Source organism: Sphingobacterium sp. UBA7631, from assembly GCF_002483935.1.
GTDB lineage: Bacteria > Bacteroidota > Bacteroidia > Sphingobacteriales > Sphingobacteriaceae > Sphingobacterium > Sphingobacterium multivorum.
The window spans coordinates 623,919-645,370 of sequence record NZ_DLIX01000010.1; the positions used below are offsets into that span (position 1 = coordinate 623,919).

At 40.2% G+C, this 21,452-nt stretch carries 16 protein-coding genes; 8 read left to right on the top strand and 8 right to left on the bottom strand.

Features of this window, described 5'->3' with window-relative positions; genetic code table 11:
* Positions 1-145: 145 nt before the first annotated feature.
* The gene (locus B3P16_RS19165; RefSeq protein ID WP_286802592.1) at positions 146-343 is read right to left on the bottom strand and encodes a hypothetical protein; all 198 of its coding nucleotides are present in this window, start codon (positions 341-343) and stop codon (positions 146-148) included.
* 210 nt (positions 344-553) lie between these two features.
* On the opposite strand from B3P16_RS19165, the gene B3P16_RS19170 reads away from it, so the two are divergent.
* Both B3P16_RS19170 and B3P16_RS19175 read left to right on the top strand, forming a co-directional pair.
* Positions 554-790: a hypothetical protein gene (locus B3P16_RS19170; RefSeq protein WP_070564469.1), complete on the top strand. Its 237-nt coding sequence runs from the start codon at positions 554-556 to the stop codon at positions 788-790.
* Between the two features lie 672 nt (positions 791-1,462).
* Positions 1,463-2,308, top strand: coding sequence for a phospholipase (locus B3P16_RS19175; protein WP_286843933.1), 846 nt, complete (start codon positions 1,463-1,465; stop codon positions 2,306-2,308).
* Between the two features lie 10 nt (positions 2,309-2,318).
* Here B3P16_RS19175 and B3P16_RS19180 read toward each other — a convergent pair whose 3' ends face one another.
* Positions 2,319-3,404 carry a hypothetical protein gene (locus tag B3P16_RS19180; protein ID WP_286751806.1) on the bottom strand — a complete coding sequence of 362 codons (1,086 nt, stop codon included), beginning with the start codon at positions 3,402-3,404 and terminating at the stop codon, positions 2,319-2,321.
* Between the two features lie 358 nt (positions 3,405-3,762).
* Positions 3,763-4,263 carry an RNA polymerase sigma factor gene (locus tag B3P16_RS19185; protein WP_046676293.1) on the bottom strand — a complete coding sequence of 167 codons (501 nt, stop codon included), beginning with the start codon at positions 4,261-4,263 and terminating at the stop codon, positions 3,763-3,765.
* A 409-nt stretch (positions 4,264-4,672) separates the two neighbouring features.
* Here B3P16_RS19185 and B3P16_RS19190 point away from each other — a divergent pair, with 409 nt between their 5' ends.
* Positions 4,673-4,825, top strand: coding sequence for a lmo0937 family membrane protein (locus tag B3P16_RS19190; RefSeq protein ID WP_115048587.1), 153 nt, complete (start codon positions 4,673-4,675; stop codon positions 4,823-4,825).
* 301 nt (positions 4,826-5,126) lie between these two features.
* Positions 5,127-5,600, top strand: a complete 474-nt coding sequence (locus B3P16_RS19195; protein ID WP_286751805.1) for an ankyrin repeat domain-containing protein — start codon at positions 5,127-5,129, stop codon at positions 5,598-5,600.
* An 89-nt stretch (positions 5,601-5,689) separates the two neighbouring features.
* On the opposite strand, the gene B3P16_RS19200 is transcribed toward B3P16_RS19195, so the two are convergent.
* From B3P16_RS19200 to treY, 5 genes are all read right to left on the bottom strand, one after another.
* Positions 5,690-7,879, bottom strand: a complete 2,190-nt coding sequence (locus tag B3P16_RS19200; RefSeq protein ID WP_286751804.1) for a catalase — start codon at positions 7,877-7,879, stop codon at positions 5,690-5,692.
* Between the two features lie 346 nt (positions 7,880-8,225).
* On the bottom strand, positions 8,226-10,400 hold the full coding sequence (locus tag B3P16_RS19205; protein ID WP_286843934.1) for an ATP-binding protein: 2,175 nt from the start codon (positions 10,398-10,400) through the stop codon (positions 8,226-8,228).
* Between the two features lie 403 nt (positions 10,401-10,803).
* A complete protein-coding gene (gene treZ, locus B3P16_RS19210) occupies positions 10,804-12,621 on the bottom strand; it encodes a malto-oligosyltrehalose trehalohydrolase (RefSeq protein WP_286843936.1) in 1,818 nt (605 codons plus the stop codon).
* A 15-nt stretch (positions 12,622-12,636) separates the two neighbouring features.
* The gene (glgX, locus tag B3P16_RS19215; RefSeq protein WP_286843937.1) at positions 12,637-14,745 is read right to left on the bottom strand and encodes a glycogen debranching protein GlgX; all 2,109 of its coding nucleotides are present in this window, start codon (positions 14,743-14,745) and stop codon (positions 12,637-12,639) included.
* 8 nt (positions 14,746-14,753) lie between these two features.
* The gene (gene treY / locus B3P16_RS19220) at positions 14,754-18,956 is read right to left on the bottom strand and encodes a malto-oligosyltrehalose synthase (RefSeq protein WP_286843938.1); all 4,203 of its coding nucleotides are present in this window, start codon (positions 18,954-18,956) and stop codon (positions 14,754-14,756) included.
* 196 nt (positions 18,957-19,152) lie between these two features.
* On the opposite strand from treY, the gene B3P16_RS19225 reads away from it, so the two are divergent.
* The 4 genes from B3P16_RS19225 (at position 19,153) to B3P16_RS19240 (ending at position 21,404) form a co-directional block, all read left to right on the top strand.
* A complete protein-coding gene (locus B3P16_RS19225) occupies positions 19,153-19,635 on the top strand; it encodes an adenylyltransferase/cytidyltransferase family protein (RefSeq protein WP_046676287.1) in 483 nt (160 codons plus the stop codon).
* Between the two features lie 15 nt (positions 19,636-19,650).
* Positions 19,651-20,136: an adenylyltransferase/cytidyltransferase family protein gene (locus B3P16_RS19230; protein WP_070560786.1), complete on the top strand. Its 486-nt coding sequence runs from the start codon at positions 19,651-19,653 to the stop codon at positions 20,134-20,136.
* A 56-nt stretch (positions 20,137-20,192) separates the two neighbouring features.
* Positions 20,193-20,591, top strand: coding sequence for a hypothetical protein (locus B3P16_RS19235; protein WP_112374726.1), 399 nt, complete (start codon positions 20,193-20,195; stop codon positions 20,589-20,591).
* Between the two features lie 318 nt (positions 20,592-20,909).
* Complete coding sequence (locus B3P16_RS19240; protein WP_286843939.1) at positions 20,910-21,404, top strand: RNA polymerase sigma factor; 495 nt, start codon at positions 20,910-20,912, stop codon at positions 21,402-21,404.
* Positions 21,405-21,452 lie beyond the last annotated feature (48 nt).

Here is a 21,452-nt window from a genome sequence, read left to right on the forward strand (position 1 = left end):
TATTTCGCCGCGAGGTTAGTTTCAGACTTGTTTAAACCTAATTTGATTATGTACGCCAATTTTCAAAGTCAGCTAAAGTCTTCAACTAAAACCGCCATTATCTTGGTGAGCACTATTAAGGAATAACATCCCTATCGCTAGTTTTTTAAATTAGATTATGCTCACGGGCATACTTAAGCACTTGTCCTATGGTTTGACATTCTGCTTTTGCCATCATCTTCCTGCGATGTGCAACAACTCTGTGTGGGCTCAAAAAGGTGTAAAAAGCAAATAAAAGACCGTTTATTATCCAATAAAAAAGCAATGGAGCGAGACCTGAGCTATTGACCTCTTCTTGCTCCATTGTTTTCTTTAAATGGTGCTGGATTTTATGCAATTATTCGATCCCGGATTCTGGTAGTTCCAACAATCAAATCCACTCAGTCTTCTATCCGCTATTTAGAATGGCCCTTGGGAGGTGTTTCCAGAATTTTAATAAAATGTCCCTAATTTTATCTTTAATATCATTTTCTCCAAATACTCTTGCTACCTTTGTTCTTCAAATTAAATTAACATGCCAAAAGAGACAAGAACAGGGCTTTATCAGGGAATCATCGAAAAAGATGACAACGGGAATTACTTTTGTGGTCCCTACCTACTGGATTATCAGACCGTAGAAACTTACTATAAATTGGGCGATCGCGTTAGTATCAAAACCATTATCAAAAATACAAGCCGCAAGAGTATGGAAGCTTATCCGCAAAAATCAGTTAAATTTTCCTATGCGTCAGAGGATCATGGAAATGATTAAAACCCATTTAGATTGAAAAATATAAATAACAAGGCCAGTTCTACAGAAATGGCCTTGTTATTTTCAAGATTGTTTTTGACGCGAGGCGAAAAACAAAGCCTCTGATTTTTGGTAAATCAAGAGGCTTCAACATAATCAAATGGATCGATTACTTTATAAAATAGGTATATTTTTTTTCAGCATAAAGAATGTACATTCAATAACTTATCTAAATGATGCATCTAAAATTCATTTTCCATAAAAGCTATTCTAAATTCACATTCTTTTTGAGCGATTCAACCCGTCGTCGCTACCATTTAGTGTAAGTGTCATTACTGATTTACGCTTCAAATATAAAAAACTAGTTTAATAGCTTCCGAGCGGAGATAATTGCTTGTGTCTAATTTTCGTTGAAATAGCGATTCAGTACGATGAAATTAAAGAGCGAAGTAAGGCGATATATCTCGATAATAAAATTATATTTGCAAAAAAAACAATTAACCAAGCAATGAATAATAAATGTCTTAATTGCAATTGTGCGATAGAGACCAATTTTTGCGGCTATTGTGGACAAAAAGCTGCAACGCACAGAACACGATATTAATGCCGTAATCAATACCATTGGATTACGCAATCTAAATTATATTGGAATTAATATATAAGTATACACGAATCACTAACCAATAAGGTCTTATGCTACAAAAACGATCAAGTTTTTTTCTACAATTTGGTATTCTATTAAATTTAATTACATGTAATTTTTGCTTTGCACAAAGACACAAATACGATAATAGACGAATAGATAGTGCAACATTTGTTGAAACTAGAACAATATTAAGCCAGTTAAGCACGGATCAATATGAGAAAAGGATATTCACCAATGAGTTCGTTACAATACCTTACCGGCATCTCTTACCAAAAAATTTCAATTCAAAAAGAAAATATCCCGTTGTCATTACATTTCATAATTCATCTAGAATGGGTAGTGACAATGAAAACCAATTAGAGCATTTGGCAAGAACCTGGATTAGAGAAGATATTTATACAAGGTTCAACTGTTTCGTTGTTGCCCCACAGTTTGAAAAGCGTTCATCAATCTACGAATTGAATAAGAATGGTATACTTGAGGCAAGACCTTCAAGAGATGCACGGCAAATTTTAGAATTGATAGAAAATATTGAAGACGAGTTTAAAAATATCGATAAAAATCGAATTTATCTCGTCGGTTATTCTATGGGAGCGTCAACAGCACAAAACCTCATGAGCCTGGCCCCAGAAAAATTCGCAGCAATGATTTCTATCGCCGCTGTACCAGATCTATCTAATATCAACGCACTTGTTCATAAAAACATTTGGCTTATCCATGGTGAAAAAGATATAGAGAACCCTTATATTGGAAGCGAAGTTTTGTACAAAAAGCTGCACGGAAATCGTAAACTCAATTTCACAACTTTTAAAAATTTACAGCATAATAATATTGTCATTCCGTTTCTACTAACGGACGAGCTCCAAAAATGGTTATTCACTAAGCATAATTAACTTAATTGGACTAGTACCGAGTCTTCAGGGCAATAGGTTGTAATTCCTCATTCGGTATCTGAGGAACATATACGGTCTGTCCTCCCCTTTCGTCGATCAACAAGGCCAATAAACTACTGATGTCGTCGATCGTGTCCAATCCTATAGGGCTGTCTACTATAGCTATATCCCGATCCGAAAGAATCTTTACGGCCTGATGGAAGCTTTCTTGAACCACTAAGATATCCCCGCGGCCATCCTGGCAGGCGCGATAGATTTCTTGAAGATCAGTGATCACTAAGCCCTTGCCCACAGCTGCTTCCAATTCTTTAAAGTAGTCCTCATTTTTTCGTACAAGCTCCTGTTTCATAAAATTCCAAGCACGGCTCTCCAACTGATGTGTTTCAATGTTGTTATAATCAATAGGCAGGTATCCGTAATAGACCGAGGGGCGATCTGCAACCTGTAAGAGCTTGCTATAGTTATCTTCTGTACAGAAAACGAGCGTGACAATCCTCTCTTCACCAATAAATCGTAAAAGCGCTTTATCAACCCGATTAAGATATTCCCTGAGAAGATCATCAAGATGTTTGGCATCACTGCTCTTATCCGGAAAAGTATTATGGAATTGATTTTCGGGAATCGGGAACTCTTCGCTACTGATATCCTCAACAATACGACCATTGGTGGCTCGAAAAAGGTGGACACCGCTTTGCGAAAGGAGCATCACAAGATAACTGGTTTGACGGCCAATCTCCTTAACCAAAGGACGTACTGCAAATGTATTGCTGATATGGACTCCTTCTTGGTTTGTCTCCCAAGAGGACTTGAAAACTTCACTGATGGTATCAGAAACGAAAATATGTAGACTTTCAAGATTATAATTGATATCGAGCTCTTGATCTATTTTTTCCAATTTTTCAATCAGACCAACAACATCTTTCTGATCATGTTTATCCAACAACCTATCAATCGCTTCTCTTTTAAAATTTTTGATTTTTATGCGGTCACTGAGATTATCAGGATGTGTGCGATGGGTATTGACAGAAATGGTGACACATAATTTATCCTGAACCCGAATAAGGGTTTGCAAAAGTTGTTTTTCGAACATTATCATAAAGAAATACGTTAAGAAATAAATACAGTTATATGTAACAACAATTGCAGGAAGCTTCTTGTTTGAATAAAATTGAAGTGAAACAGTTTCCGAGAACTTATTTTCAAAAAACAATACATCCCCTTGACAATTATGCTAGGTAAAAAAGCATCTACATGAAAAATATTTTTATCGCGGAGTGACAGGTTGTGTCGATCTCCAACACTCCTGTAGATACGATAAAACTGCTATTGAAGAAGTTGATTTTGATATTCTGATTGACTTTACCACAACGTTTATTGCAAAGGAAAATGTCCTCTTTCGAGGAATAAAAGCTAGACAATTGAAGCCTAGCTTTTATTTATAGTTGTCGAAACAGTTAATTTAAGCGGTAAACTTTGAGCTGTTTTTGCAGCTTTTTACGTACCATGTGAATTCTGGTCTTTATAGTGCCTTCTGGCATATTAAAATAGGAAGCGATTTCATGGTATTTATAACCATCTAAAAATAAACGGAAAATTTCATAATTTTCGGGCGTAAGACTGGTCATCGCTTTTTCGATGTCTTCGGCCATAAATTTATTGATCCCTTTGTTAAGTTCAGACGTATTGGTACTTTCTAAGGCAATATAATTATCCTGAATTTCCGTCACCCGCTTGGCTTTTCTATACTTATTAATATACGTATGCTTCATAATCACATATAGCCAGCTCATTAACTTCGGATGCTGCACAAAGTTGTCTATGGACTTCAATGCCCTTATCCAGGTTTCTTGGATCAAATCTTCCTTTTCATCCGGATCAGCTGTAAATTTAGCAGCAAAATGATTAAGCAAACTTCTTTTTTCGTTGATGAGTACATTTAAATTGTAGTTGTTCATAACTTATCCTCTTTCTTTTTTCAACTGATTGTTTAAAATGGTTTTACATGAACAGAGGTAACAAGAAGGATGCTAGATTTGAAGTTCCATTTGCGCAAAAAAATAAATAGCAGCGTTGAGGGTAGAAATACGTTTTCCTATTTTATAAAGCTAATTAAGCAAAGTTTAATAGCTTTTTGACATTTATTTTAAATAATGATCAAAAAATAAGCAACTAATAAAAAAAGATAATAAGGTATTTATTTACTGCTGAAATGTTAGAAATACGTTTATTCTGCGTTTTAGCAATTTATACTCAGATGAACATTGTATACAGTTGTTGAGAAAACTGAACATCCTATTGATCGAAATACGATATAAAAGCAAACTATCACTCTTCGAAAGCTGTTCTAAATAAAAAAATCATATTATGGGAAATCTATTGTACATCATCGCCGTTATATTGGTCATCATTTGGGCGATAAGTTTTTTTGGAGGTTACGCTACGGGAAATATCATCCACGTGTTATTGGTCATTGCCATTATTGTCGTTTTATTACGTGTCATTCGTGGTGCTGCTTAAACTGAACTCAAAAGATGAAACAAAGCCGAACGTAGTTTACGTTCGGCTTTGTTTATTTTAAAGATTTACAGACTCGCTATTCAATCCATAGCAAAAAGAATAGTGTGATATTGTCGCTAAGTTTATGTTCTTCATCAGTAGCTGACGTAAGAATAATACCTTCACATTTTAATTAAGCTTTTCAAAACATCGAATGAGCGCAAACGTTTCGGTTCCCAGTTTTGTTCAAATTAAAAAGGAACGCCAGGAAGCATTTTTGCCGATCCCATTTAACGCTTTTTACGATATAAACTGAACCACTATGACACAAAACTCAGAAATCATGATTCATGCTGCCCGACTGGGCAATCTCGAAGTCTTACGTGAATTGATCAATCAGAATACCGATGTAAATACACGAGACGACAAAGGCTATACCCCATTGATCATTGCCTGTTATAACAATAAGCAGGCTGCAGCCCAATTACTATTGGAAGCTGGTGCCGATGTAAATGCACAGGATAACGGTGGAAACACAGCCCTGATGGGTGTTGCTTTTAAAGGTTATCATGATATTGCCAAATTATTAATCGGTTATGGCGCAAATTTAAACCTGCAACATGGGAACGGTGGCACCGCGCTGATGTTTGCAGCCATGTTTGGTAGAAATGAAGTACTCAAGCTTTTACTTGACAATGGTGCAAATACTAGGCTACTCGATACCCGTGGCTTGTCGGTGTTAGATCTTGCAGCGCAGCAGGGAAATGATACCGCCCTCACACTGCTACAGCATTAGTATTTATTTAAATAGGATGGTCCATAAATATGCCCCAAATAGTATAAAACTTTTTGGGGCATATTTCTACATTGGATATTATTTAGATACTACGCAGGCACTTTGCGCGATTTTTCCCGCTCCCAAAACCGGTGTTGGGCAATTGCTTTAATGAATTTATCCACTAAGGACTTCGGATCCTGATCAACTATGATTCCGTCATCAAGTACAGTCTCCGCTGAAAACTCTTGGTATACCTTGCTAAAAAAATAGGTCGCTTCCAAAACTGGACTTGCCTCGACATCTGCTGCAATTGCTTTACAGTGTTTGAACGCTTCATTTAGAAAATGAACAGCATCGGCATTGGACTGTAACGTAGCAACGCTATCCTTTCCTCCAGGTATATATATGGCATCATACAGCACCGATGCTCCCGTTAGAAAGCTTTCTTCCACAGGGATCTTCTTTTTGTCCGTGCCCGTAACCTCCCCGAGCTTAGGTGCAATAACGTGGACAATTCCACCTTGAGCCCGGATCGTATCTACCACGGCCTGAAATGATTTCGTGTCTACTCCATCAGCAGCAAGCACGGCAATCTTTCGACTCTTTATCGTATCTTTTATCGTATTTTGCATACTTAAGGCCGCCGATTTTTTTAATTTTTCCTTAACTTGAATAGGTTCATAATCGGAAGGATCAGCATCGGCTGGGAGGCTCTTATTAATCGGCTTTTCAACTTCTTCTTGCACCTGCAGCCCCAAGGCAAACGCAACTTCAGCTGCCAGCCCCTGATCGACCAGCGACAGTATACCAATCATGCGTTGCCTTACCGAAACGGCCTTCACTTTACCCAGCTCAAAACTGAACGCATCTACAAGATGATTTTTTTCCGGCTCAGACTGACTATTATAAAACAGCCTTGCTTGACTAAAATGGTCGCGGAAACTATCGCTCCTAGCCCGCACTTTTCTGGCATCAATACGCTCTTGATAACTTTTAAAACCACCATCTGCCTCGCCTACCTGCGCAGGATCATTATTCCCCAATGAATTTGGTCCGTAACTCGTTTTACCCCGATCAATCCTTTGCCGCATAAATCCATCACGCTGGTTGTTGTGCGAAGGACAGATGGGCCTATTAATCGGAATTTCATGAAAATTAGGTCCACCTAAACGAATAAGTTGGGTATCTGTGTAAGAGAACAATCGTCCTTGCAACAACGGATCATTTGTAAAATCAATTCCAGGTACAATATTGCCAATATGAAAGGCAACCTGTTCCGTTTCGGCAAAGAAATTATCGGGATTGCGATTTAGAGTCATTTTTCCGATAGGCTGAACAGGCACCAGCTCCTCAGGAACAATCTTCGTTGAATCTAGCAGGTCGAAGTCATACTTAAATTCATCAGATTCGGGAATGACCTGTATGCCGAGTTCCCATTCCGGAAAGGCACCGCTTTCAATGGCGTCCCAGAGATCCCTTCGATGAAAATCGGGGTCTTTACCGGATATATTTTGAGCTTCATCCCATGCGACTGAATGAACTCCGAGCAGTGGTTTCCAATGAAACTTAACAAAGTGCGATTCGCCATTGGCATTGATCAACCGAAAAGTATGAACACCAAATCCCTCCATCATGCGGTAGCTGCGCGGTATTGCTCGATCACTCATCAGCCACATGATCATGTGTGTCGACTCAGGCATTAAAGAAATGAAGTCCCAAAATGTATCATGGGCAGAAGCCGCTTGTGGAATTTCATTGTCGGGTTCAGGCTTGACAGCGTGAACAAGATCGGGGAACTTCATTGCATCCTGAATAAAGAATACAGGCATATTATTACCCACCAGATCGAAATTACCTTCTTGTGTATAAAATTTGACGGCAAAACCACGAACGTCGCGAGCAAGATCCGTCGACCCCCTCGAACCAGCAACCGTAGAGAAACGCACAAACACTGGGGTTTCAGTTTCGATATCATTAAGAAAACCCGCTTTTGTCCATTCAGCTAAAGGCTTGTATAGTTTGAATACGCCATGCGCGCCCGAACCTCTTGCGTGTACAACACGTTCGGGAATGCGCTCGTGGTCAAAATGTGTGATCTTCTCTCGAAGAATAAAATCTTCCAAAAGCGTAGCGCCCCGATCTCCAGCGCGCAGTGAGTTTTGGTCGTCATTGATCTTGACTCCCTGATCAGTGGTCATTTGCTGTCCTGTGGCGTCCGCCGTATGTGGTCTTAGGGCGTTGACCTTTTTATTTTCCACTGGATCAACTTGTTCAGTCTTCAATTCTTTTTTTTTCATTATAATCGATTTTTGGGTTTAAACATCGTTTGTTGTATAAACTTTGGAGAAAATTCAGCTGTAACTTTTGCATATCCATCTGGACGGGCAATATTCACCATTTCATATAGGAACTTTTCCAATCGACTAATCGTTTGTTTTAATTCTAAAAGTGTTCTTAAATTTTCGTATCCCAGAAGATCGGATGGCCTGTCAATAAGGCAAAGTATAGATTGGATGAAACTTTGAATAAGAGTAGGTTGGGCAGATAGTAACTCTACCGCTCTTAAAGGTTGCTGCTACGTTCAAACAAAAAAAAGGAGCTTTCGGGCTCCTTTTTTGGTTTATTGATTTTTTTCTTCGTCCATTAGGCTTTAAATGTTATACAAAAAGTTGTACCAATATTAAGCTCACTATCGACGGTGACTTTTGCCTCTAGACGATCTACGATGCGTTTTACTATAGAAAGCCCAATCCCCGACCCTTCGAATCCCTGCGAGTTAGGCAAGCGTTTAAAAATATCAAATATATTACTATCATCTTTAATATCCATTCCGATACCATTGTCTTTAATGTAGTAGTGAACGAATTGTCCCTGCTTTTCACTATATACCTCGACTCTCGGGCGATCTTTTTTGCTGCTATATTTTATGGCATTGCTGATCAGATTTAAGAACAACTGGTATAACAGTGTTCTCTCCCCTAGAATCGGCAAAGTTTCTCCCAAAACAAATTCAAGATGGGCGCTTTCAAACTGCTGCTTACAGCTTTCGAGAATGTTAAGAATTTTATTCCGTGGATCGATCAGTTCCGTTTTGAAGGCTACATAATTCGATTGCGTGAGCTGATACACCTTGTCCATCATTTCAGTGATCAGCGCAGTAGCATCCATAATATTTAGTGCCATTTTGCGTAACATATCCTTCGGAAGATCATCTTTCATCAACATCATCTGGGCAGCAAGCTTTATCGATGAAAGTGGATTTTTAAGATCATGGGTTAATGTATAGCCAAATGTATCCAAAGCATTGTTGGATCTGACAAGTTCTTTATTGAGCTGAGCAATCTCTCCGCCGCGCTGGGCAATAGCTTGTTGGGTTATTTGTGCGACTTTCTCCATAAAAGAAAGCTCGGCACTTTTCCACTGGATAGATTTGCCTTTCATCTTTTCACGCCAAGCTTCAAAAGATGTCCGTGGAGATGGAAATTCGACTTTCCTTTCGGGATCGTAATGATATATTTTTTCGGGTTTTCCAGCCCATACATCTTCGTAAACATGTTCTTTGCGGAATAAATAGATGTGCCATTTATTGCTGGGAAGGATATTTATCCGCAAAATGCCAGGCAATATAACCGGTTGCGGGGGTTCACTGTCGCCATAGACAAAGTTTGATGTGAAAAACAAGTCATCTTGACCCTCCTCTTCTATAAAGCGATCGATCTCACGCAACTGCAATTCAGTGGGTACATCGCCCCAACTTTTAGAACCCCGGTCGTGCTTGATCATTAGTCCATCTGCGCCCGCAATTTCTAGAATTTGTGGTGCAAAGCGTTCAAGCACAATTCCAATATCGCTATTAACTAATAACTCAGACTTCAGATCACGTTCCATAACACCCATAATGGTTTGCGCTACCAGGTTTTCTTTTTGATGTTCTGAAAGATAGTAGTTTATAGCGTATTGCGTTAAAAAAGCGCATAAATGACGTTGGGCGAGATCAACATTCAAAGGCTCGCTATTCTGGCATGCCACCAAGCCCCAAAGTTTTCCTTCGATAACGATAGAAAAACTGGCACTGGCCCGTGCTCCAGCGTTTTTAAGATATTGTAGATGTACTGGAGATAATGCTCTGAGGCTACAGCGCGTCAAGTCTACCTCACCAGCCTCCAAACCCTGTATACCAATAGTCGGACCATCAACATCAGCTACGTGGCGCGCAAGAAACTTCACATAGAGTTCTCGTGCTTGTGCCGGAATATCAAATTCCGGATACCGGTAGCCCATCAATGGGGTCATTCCATCTGCGATGGACTCTGCAATGACCTGTCCGCTATTGTCCTCCTCGAAACGGTATACCATAACTCGGTCAAAACCAATGATCTGACGAATCAGTACAGTCAATGATTGCCAAGCATTGCCACGACGTTCTTCAAGGTACTTCGCATAATAAAATAATCGCGTCGCTTTTAAATGATTTTCATTACAGATTTCTATTTCAAGGTATGTCCGCTCGTCGTACTGGTAAATACTCAGGTAATAGTCTACATTTTTAATGCGGATACGCTCCACAAAACGCGTAAAGATCTCTCCTCTAATTTGCTTTTCAATCTCTTTAAGATTCAACTCCTTTTCGGACGATAGCAATGGTAATAGCTGAGCAATAGAGCGTCCGAGGATTTCCTTCATGGGAATATCAAGGACGATAGTTAAGTTTTCACTTGCGGCAATACATCCGCTCTCATCAAAAATACAAAGGAAACCGAAAGACTGGATCTTACCGCATAGGTGGATTTTCTCTTCGTGACACTCCAGTTGACGCATAGTTTGCTAGTTTTTAATCATTTAATTCGCTAATAATAGGAAATTCTCGAAAGAGATAATTTGCCATACATCATAAATCTAGCACCCCTCTTCAAACATGTCATATCTTAGGCTAAGATAAAAAAAAATTGCGACGAATAACAGATCAAACGTTTGTTTAAAATTTATTCTGAATAGCTTATCGTTCAAACCACTGGTATTCAAAGCTATGAGCAAATGTTCCTTTTAAAAATAAAAAAGCTAGGTTGGAAAGGACCTAGCTTTTAAAACTTTCTTCACGACTGGACAAGCCGTATTTAAATAAGAAACAATACTTTTAACGAAGTTGTTTGAATAATTTGTTTTTATCTTTTAATAGCTTTCATTCCTGAAGATCAACTCCCTTAAATCTTTCCAAAACGATCTATTTCGAAGTGTAAGCATACCCTGACCATGGTAATAAGGAACAGTCCTTCGCTGCAACAGCGTCAGTCTCTGCCAAAAGGTCGGCGTCCTGCACATTCGTATCGAATGACGAGGTCCATTGTACAGCCGCTGGTAGATTGACATGTTGAATATGAGCTGAAAAGTTCATTAGGATAATCATTTGCCTCTCCTTTTGTTCCACATAGATACTAAGTACCTTCTTATCACAGAGGCACTCAGTCCTGATATCACTTCGTTGCATATTTTTTAACAACGGATTGCTTTTCCGAAATGCGATCAACGATTTATAATAGGACAACTGTTGCTGATATGGTTGCCTGTTCAATTCGTCCCAATCCAACACAGCTTGCCTAAATATTGTTTCATCCTGTGGATCGGGAACCTCGTGATCTGTGAGAAAATCTTCAAACTCCCGCTTGCGGCCCTCCCGCACCAGCTCTACTAGCTCTGGATCACTGTGACTGATAAAATACGGAAAAGGTCGCGCTGTCCCCCATTCTTCGCCCATAAATAGTAGCGGAAGATAGGGTGACATGAATACAGCAAAAGTCATAAGACGTGTTATTTCTCTGGCGTAAAGCGAGGCCGCACGATCACCCAGCATCCTATTGCCGACCTGATCATGATTCTGACTGAAAACAATGAAGCGATCGCCTGGAATACCCGCCGTATCTGTTCCAAAAAATTTCTCGCGATGAAAAGAATAGTTCCCATCAAAAACATAGGCCTTCTCGTAGGCTTTTGCGAGATCTTCCACGCCATTAAACTCCCGATAATAACCTTTCTTCGGCTCACCTACGGCTACGCGTAAGGCATGGTGAAACTCATCTAGCCACTGCGCATCCATCGCAAAGCCATTTTTTGCCAAGGGGTCTAAAAATCTTCTGTCGTTAAGATCGCACTCAACAAAGAGATATCGATTTTTCCCTGTTTTAGCGATCACATTATCCGTTTCCGCACGGATTTCCTGAAGGATGTGAATTGGACTGAAATCCTTGATCGCATGTACTGCATCCATGCGCAGCGCATCAATGTGAAAGTCTTCAAACCACATCCGTACATTGTTGACTACCAAATCCCGCTGTCCGTGACAGAAACGGTCGTCATAATTGAGTGCATCGCCCCAGGGCGTTCGATATTTCTCAGTGAAATAAGGACCATACTGCGCAAAATAGTTTCCTTCGGGGCCCACATGATTATAGACCACATCGAGAATTACAGCTATACCAGCCTCATGACAGGCATTAACTAGCCGTTGCAATTCGGAAGCGCCACCATAAGAATGCTGTACCGCGAATGGAAATACGCCATCATAACCCCAATTTCTCTCTCCGGGAAATTGAGCGACCGGCATGATTTCGATAGCAGTTATTCCCAAATTTTTCAGATAAGGAATCTTTTTGATAACTCCATCAAAGTCATGGGACGACGAGAATGTACCTACATGAAGCTCATAGATGATAAAATCTGATTGTTGCGGCGGCTGATAGTCTTGATCGGTCCATGAAAAAGCGAGGTCTACAGCTTGAGACGGTCCATGAACACCTTCCGGTTGTGAACGAGAAAGCGGATCAGGGAATTCGTTGTCGTCTACCCGTATTCTATACAAATCGCCCGCACGGATTAGATCACTTTCGGCATACCAATAACCGTAGGCTTGCTGCTCTAGCGGGATTTCGACACCCATATTATAAAGCATGCAATAGACATTCTTTGCATTTGGCGCCCATACGCGAATCTCCCATAGCGCACCATTGTATTGAACTCCTAATTGTCTAATTCCTGTTTTGCTCATAATCCAGTGGTCGCTCTATTGTGATTGAAATAAAAGAATCGAGCGCGAGGGAACTAAAACCGTATCCCCAGCTGGAAACTCCCCAAAATCACCTATCCTATCGCTATTCGTATCTATGATCTTATTCCAGGAAGCCCCATAGATTTCACTAGGGAGTTTATAGGCGACATCTTCCCAATGGGCATTAAATAAAAGGTAAAAATTGGCATCCACTATTTTATTACCAGCGGTGTCTACTGATCGAATTCCCTGACCATTGAGAAATACAGCAAGGGAACGGGCATAATCCTCCTGCCAATGATGATCATCCATCTCAGATGCGTCTGGGAGAAACCATACGATATCCTCGACACCCGTACCACGAATGGGTATACCTTGAAACCATTTACGACGGCAGAATACAGGATGTTCACGGCGAAAATGAATTAATTTTTTAGTAAAATCCAATAAAGTTCCATCCACGCTGGTCCAGTCCAGCCAAGAGATCTCATTGTCCTGGCAATACGCATTATTGTTGCCTTGCTGTGTTCTGCCCAGTTCATCGCCAGCGACGAGCATAGGCACACCTTGCGACAGGAACAAGGTCACCAGCATATTTCGTTTTTGTTTTTGTCTTAGGCTATTAACTGTAGCATCCTCTGTAGGTCCTTCGACCCCGCAGTTCCAGGAGCGATTGTGACTTTCACCATCTTGATTATCCTCGCCATTGGCTTCGTTGTGCTTATCGTTATACGATACAAGGTCATGAAGTGTAAATCCATCGTGTGCAGTAATAAAATTAATGCTGGCGGAGGGTGTTCGATTATCTCCCCTATATAAATCGGAGGATCCTGTAAGGCGATTGGCAAATTCAGCAATCATGCTATCTGCCCCGATCCAATAATCTCGGATACAATCACGGTATTTTCCATTCCATTCGGCCCAGCCGGCAGGAAATTCGCCAACTTGGTAGCCGCCTTCTCCGATATCCCAAGGTTCCGCAATGAGTTTAACCTGTGAAATCACCGGATCTTGATGAATAACGTCAAAGAATGAACTTAATTTATCGACCTCGTGTAACTCCCGTGCCAATGCTGATGCCAAATCAAAGCGGAACCCGTCAACATGCATTTCCTCAACCCAATAGCGCAGACTGTCCATAATCAGACGTAATACATTGGGTTGACGTGTATTTAAGGTATTGCCAGTTCCGGTAAAATCCATATAATACCGTGGATCTTCCGCCAAGCGATAATAAGAAGCATTATCAATCCCTCTAAAAGACAGTGTTGGCCCCATTTCGTTACCTTCGCCGGTATGGTTGTAGACAACATCGAGGATCACTTCGATACCGGCATCATGTAAGGCCTTGACCATTTTTTTAAATTCCATAACCTGCTCACCATGTGTACCTGAAGCGGAATAGCGCACATCGGGAGCAAAAAAACCGATGCTATTGTATCCCCAATAGTTAGTGAGTCCTTTGTCCTTTAAATGACGGTCAGTCAAAAAATGATGGATCGGCAACAATTCGACGGCAGTAATACCCAGTTCTTTCAGGTAATTTATAGCAACAGGATGTGCCAAAGCAGCATAGGTTCCTCTTATTTCTTCGGGAATGTCAGGATGTGTCGCTGTAAAACCTTTTACGTGGGTTTCGTAAATCACACTCTGATGCATCGGTACCCGCGGCGGACTGTCGTTCCCCCAATCAAATTTGTTATCAATAACAACAGCTTTGGGAACAAAAGGAGCGCTGTCCGTTGTATCGAAGCTCATATCGTCCTCCCCTATAGTGTACGCGAATAAAGCATCATCCCATTGTACAGTACCTGATATTGCTTTTGCATACGGATCAATCAACAATTTATGGGGGTTAAAACGGTGTCCCTGCGATGGATCGTGCGGACCATATACCCGATAGCCGTAGCGTTGTCCTGGCTTAATTCCCGAGAGATAGATATGCCACACTTGGTGCGTCTTCTCGGTTATTTTAAATTTTGCGACTTCCTCCTCATCGGAACTAGTATAGAGGCAAAGTTCAACAGCCTCAGCATGTTCGGAGAAAAGGGCAAAGTTAACCCCTTCCCCATCGTAAGTAGCTCCTAATGGATAAGGGCTTCCGGTATAAATTTTTGTTTCCATCTGTATGTTTAACGGTTGTATAATTTCGTGTAGTAAGCTAATTTTTCCTGGTGGTTTGCTGCAAATGCCCCTTTTTGCATACGCCATACCCAATTGCCAGCTGTGCTGGCGGGACGGTTCATGCGGCAAGATCCATCAAGATTCAGGATATCTTGCATCGCGATAATGACGCTGTCTGCAACGGATGCGTAGAGTGAACGTATGAGGACATCATTTAGATTTGTATTTTCAACGATTTGCCCATAGTAATTATTGATCCTTTCTTTGCCCGCTCCATCGAGATCTTGATTAAACCAAGACAGCGAAGTATTATTGTCGTGGGTGCCCGTATAGGCGACAGTATTGCGGTTATATTGATGCGGGATATGAGGTGAACGGGGCATATCGTTGCCAAAAGCAAATTGTAATACGGCCATTCCCGGAAAATTATATTCATTACGTAGCTGATATACCTTAGCGTCTATGTCACCAAGATCTTCGGCGATAAAAGGCATATGATCCAACGAAGTTTTCACATGATCAAAAAAATCCGACCCAGGCCCTACAACCCAGCTTCCATTTTTTGCGGAAGTTTCTTCATGGGGCACTTCCCAATAGGAAGAAAATGCTCGGAAATGGTCAAGCCGTAACGTATCGAATAGCGTACAGTTATGTGACAAACGTTCCACCCACCATTGATAACCATCTTTTTGAAGTGAGATCCAATTATAGGTTGGCATACCCCATAATTGGCCGTCGGCGTTGAAGTAATCGGGTGGTACCCCCGCAACATGATTTATAGTACCGTCTGCTTTTAATGAAAAGTACTGCGGATTGACCCACACATCGGCAGAATCATAGGCAACATAAAATGGGATATCCCCTATAAACCTAATCCCATAATCACGCGCATAGTTTCTTAACGCACTCCATTGCCTAAAAAATAGGAACTGAAACCATTTTTCCTGTTGCAATTCATCTGCAAATCGAGTGGCGAAATCTTCCAGCGCTGCGCTATCGCGAAGCTTATAAAGCGCTGGCCATTGATACCATGGACGATCGTCATGTCTATTTTTCAAAACTTTGAAGAGTGCATAATCATCAAGCCAGGAAGATTCGCGGTCTACAAACTCGGTAAATTCATGCGTAGGCTGCGCTGGAAGACGATGGAATGCCTTTTCAAGGAGCCGATATTTTGAGCTGTTTATTTCCGCGAAATCTATTGTTTGCAAACCCTTCATTTTCAAGGTCTTTAATTCATCCTTATTCAGCAAGCCAAATTTTAATAATTCCTTTAAATCGATGAGTAAGGGATTTCCAGCCCTGCTACTTAGCGTGCTATAAGGCGAATAACATTGTGCTAAGTCTGTAGGCCCCAATGGAAGGATCTGCCACCAGCTTTGGCCACCACGTTGGAGCTGTTTAACAAAACGGCGAGCTTCATTCCCGAGATCTCCGATCCCATAAGGTGACGGTAATGAGCTTATATGCAACAATACACCGGAACTCCTTTTCTGAGTGGAATCTTTATATTTTAAGATCGCCATGGGAAGATCCTTAAAAATAGCATGGATAGGAATTTCTGTGCCTTCGCCACTGCTATCCATCAAAACATGCTGCCAAGTCACAGAACGATGAGTTAAGAGATGAACTTTTGTATCGGACCAATCAAATGAACAGGGCACAAATTTTGAGATTTTACCAATAGCGGCAAGATGTAGCGGTAAAATCACCACTAACCACTCATCCCCTGACCTACGTGCGAAGGCCAATATATGTTTCCGATATCGACCAGTCACCTTCAGTGGAATATAGCTGCTATCCGGTGCAAGTGTATGATCGTCCTTTCTCAGTTTCACCAATTCCTTTATCAACCAAAGCTTTATTCTTCCATCGTGTCTATTTCGCCATAAAAATGGAATTCGCTCTTCTTTGGCTGTCTCTTCGATCGTGTCGAGGAGACTTTTACTTAATTCATAAGCTATAGGTCGTCGGTTGTCGGGATCAACAAAGCTATAGTTCCAAAGTTCTGATCCCTGATAGATATCGGGTATACCAGGACAAGTAAACTTTAAAATTTGCTGAATAAGTGAATTCAATATTCCATAATCAGCGACTGCCTCAATAAATTGATAAAAGCTCGTAAAAAAAGGACGGTCTTTGTCCAGCAAAAAAGAAGCGAAGTCCCGAACTGAAGCTTCATAAACTAAATTTGGATTCTCCCAGCTTGAGCGTTCTTTACCTTCGCGAAGGTATTTCACCAAGTAGTCCAAGAAACGTTTTTCAAATGCTGCACATGCCTTCGCATCCTGTTTCTCCATTGGATAAGAGGAGACCAAAGACTGATAGATGAAATATTCATCATTTGGGTGCGGAAGGTCCTTTCGATATTCATTCCAGACCACATCCTGCCAAATGCGCAGTTGTTTTACCCACTTTTGCGCCATAGCAGTTAGGACCAAAAGGCGGCTCCGTGAATCCTCCCCTCGCTTGGTGTCGTGCGTTGAACTGGCGTTGATTGACAGTGGCCAATCTTTTTGCCGATCCTGCATAAATCGGTGAAATTGCTTGATACTAAGCCCTAAATTCTGCGGATGGTCACCCACTTCATTATGTCCAATAAACCGGTTGTAGGTGTACATCAAGGTATCTTCTACCCCTTTTGCCATTACTGGCCCAGTCAATTGCATGCAGCGGAGAAAGAAATCGGCTAAAGCAGTTTGGTTCGGCGATTGATAAGCTACCTGCGCTTGCTGAAACTGATTTCGAAATTGATCGACCAGCTCTTGGTCGAGCTCGGGGTTCTTCATCAACTTTTCAAAAAGTGAAGACACAAGTTCGAAGTTCGTTATTGACAATGGAAAGCAATCATCATAAAGCCGATAGACCGGAAAAAGTGCAATAAAGGACTTTAAAATGTCCTTTAGCGCATCCCGCTTCTCTTGGTCAACAACACCCAGAAGTGATGCTAACGATTTGGCAAGATTGTCGAGCTCTCCCTGCATCTGATCTGTAAGAATCTTACATTTTTTTGCATATTGATCTATTTTAATTGATAAGTTTTCGCCAGTAACTTTGCGATAATAGTTATTCAATATTTTCTTTCCCGACTGGCAGGAACATACATTATTACAAACTGATAAAAAATCATAGCCCGTTGTTCCCTGTATAGGCCAGTCGATCGGGAGCTTCTCTCCTTTCTCCAGTATCTTTTCAGCGACGATATACGTTTTCGGACCGATATATTTTCTCAAATTGTAGAGGTAGGCTGTGGGATTATAAAGTCCATCGATATGATCAATGCGGAGTCCATCAATCAGCCCCTCGTCAACGAGTGTTTTGATTAGCTCATGAGACTGCTTGAATACTTCTTCGTCCTGCACATTTAAACAAATTAGTTCGTTGACCGTAAAAAAACGTCTATAATTTATTCGTTGATGTGTATGCCACCAAGGACAAAGCTCATAATTCTGACTAGTTACCAATTCAAGAATACGATCGGGATCCGCATTAAAGCGTTGCAGCGTAGACGTAAGTATCTCGCCTGAGAGACCTTTAAAGATGTGTATTCGCAACTGCTTCCACTCTTCGTTATCTCCATTGGCTTGAGCGGTATTTATCTGAACCAAAAGGCCGCTAAAATCGGCTTGTGTGTCCCGTAAATAATCGCCCAATATAAAGCCATAAGATTCTGGTGAAATTGGATAAACATTTCCTTGATAAGAAAGTCGAAGACTATCATCGGAAGAAACGACTGTAATTTCATTGTCTGATATTGCTTCATCCAAAGTCTTTGCTAATATAGGTACCATTAATTTTCCCTGCTCAAATAAATTAGAACTATAGCAGGTATCAAAAAAACGGCTAAATGTTGATGACTGTCCAAATTCCAGCAAATCCATGAGCCATTCGTTCGCTGGATGAAATGCCATGTGATTTGGAACGATATCCTGAATCCATTTGATATTGGATTCTCTTAATTGTTTCTTAATAGCCCTGAGCTCGTCGAGTGTACCTAATTCTGGATTTATCTGATGCATATTAACACCGTCATAGCCATGGACACTCCCCGGCGTTGATTGTAAAATAGGTGCAGCATAAATCGTATCTATACCTAGATTAAGCAGGTAAGGAATTATGGCTTTAAAATCAGCAAAGTTAAACGCTTTATGAAATTGAATTCTGTAGGTTGTATTTGGCTTATTAATGGATACATTTCTATTCGTCTGCATAGTGCTGGATTTCATTTTAGTTCAGAACGCCAGCCAGCCATTTTAGTTCAATCGTTTTTCAAAAAAGGGAAGTTGAAATGAGATGGAAGGGTGTTGAAAATAATAAGGCAAAAAAATAATTTAAAATTAAAACGAATCTTTCTGAGCTGCGTTCTACCTGTACTTCTTCAATAATTGCAGTTTAAATTATTATAATATGAAAAAAATAGGAATTACGTTTTCCGCTTTTGATCTGCTTCATGCAGGTCACATTAAGATGCTCGAAGATGCCAAAGAACAGTGCGACTTTCTGATTTGCGGTCTGCAGACAGATCCAACGCTGGATCGTCCAGAAAAAAACAAGCCGACACAATCGGTATTTGAACGCTATATGCAATTAAAGGCATGTAAACATGTGGATATGATTATCCCTTACGCTACTGAGCAGGACCTAGAAGATGTTTTACGTTCATACAAAATACATGTTCGCATTTTGGGTGATGAATATATGGATAAGGCATTTACAGGCAGACAGTATTGCGAAGAAAAAGGGATACGGCTTTATTTCAATAGACGGGAAAACAGGTTCTCGAGTTCGTCTTTGCGAAGAATAATTGCATCGAAGGAAAACACTAGTAAGGGCGCCGTAGTCAGTATAAACGATGGGGCTAATTACGCGTTAAAGCGCATAAATGCATAAACTAATATTAAAAATATGATTATAGGTATTATTTTCGGCGTATTTGACATGTTGCATGTAGGCCATATCGTTGCGCTACAGGAAGCGAAGAGTCAGTGTGATTATCTCATTGTGGGACTTAAAACTGATTCAAATGTACAGGAAGCTGATGGCCATGACACGGCTCAGACCATGGTCGAAAGATTCATCAAATTGGAAGGCTGTCAGTTTGTTGATGAAATCATCCCTTTTGAATCGGATCACGACATTACAGATATGCTTCAGTCACTACCTGTCCACAAATTCTTTATAGGGGAAGACTATAAGATGGTTGATTTTTCAGGCAGAGATTATTGTATTTCAGAGGGAATTGAAATTTGTTATACCAAGAACAAAAACCGATTTTCAAGTCAGTCGCTTCGAAAAATTGTGAGTGAAAAAGAAATTGAGAAGGCGGAAAGGAGTTTTGGCGCAAGTTTAAAATGCCATTCCGCAAATATTATTTCAACCACACCCCAATAAAGTAGCAATGAAATATAGATACTGCAGGCTTGTAAACAACAACAATATCGTTCGTTATGGAAAAAATCAATATCGGTATTATTACGAGTTTAAGAAAGCAGTTGTTTGCCTATCGCATCCTTTTTTCTGAACATATACAAAGTCCCGCAAGGGTTGTACTAGAAGCAGCATCTCTTGAATCTATTAGCAGCAATTCTCTCATTCATGAAAAGCCTGAATTGCTGCTGCTCGATTATCGTTTGGTATTTAAAGATACCGCCCTTTTCTTTTCGCTTCTAAATAATCGCTATCCAAACCTGATCGTTATTGTTCTTGTGGATCAAACTCAGCTAAAAGAAGCGAAGCGATGTCAACAGTTTGTTGATGCCTATGTAGCCCCAAACATAGAGATTCTCCAGCTTTTTACACAAATTAGGAATCTAACAGTACGCTCTCCCTTCATGAACGCACATTAGTATAACAAGTGATGGCTTCGTTTTTTAATGAAATACCTGAGATAAGCGTATAAATAACGTGTACTTTGAGGCATTACCGAGAAAATTCCAATCGCAAAAATTTAATACGGTTTTAAATCCTTAGCCGATTATGTTGGCGCGACTCACACAGTGAATATAACATACTGATAATGAGCAGTTATAACCAATATTAAGTATAAATTACATCTTCCGTAATATTTACCTAAAGATCGTATCAGCGTTCCAACACGCAGCATTTTGACTAAAATCTGCACTGTTGTTGTTCTATAATAGCCGTAAAATTTAGAAAATAACAACATGCAGCACATCGAGATAAACTCATTTTTTAAAGAAAAAAGAAGCCTACTCAAAAATTTCGCTTCGCAATTTACTTCAGATCCGGAGATTAAAAATGATCTTATACAGGACACCATGGTTAATGCATTAAAATCCATCGAAAAGCTTATACATAATCCTAAGGTGGGCTCATGGTTGTATGTGATTATGCTCAACATTTATATTAACCATTACAGAAAAACAAAACGTACTGAGAACTATCACCATGAGTATGCAGCTTTAGCCAGTGCGGATTCTGTTTCAACAAATTTAAGCAGCAGCAAATTTATCCAGGATGATATCCAAAAAGCATTGCGTCAGCTTTCCGAAGATAATTATGAAATTTTCAACATGTTTCTAGAAGGTTATAAATATCATGAAATCGCTGAATATATGCAGATGCCTGAAGGTACTATTAAAACACGCATTCATTTTATTCGAAAGACCATGCAAAAGCAGTTAGCAATATATCATTAATATAGGGGATATATTAAACTATAAAAAAATAAAAATTAAAACTATTTA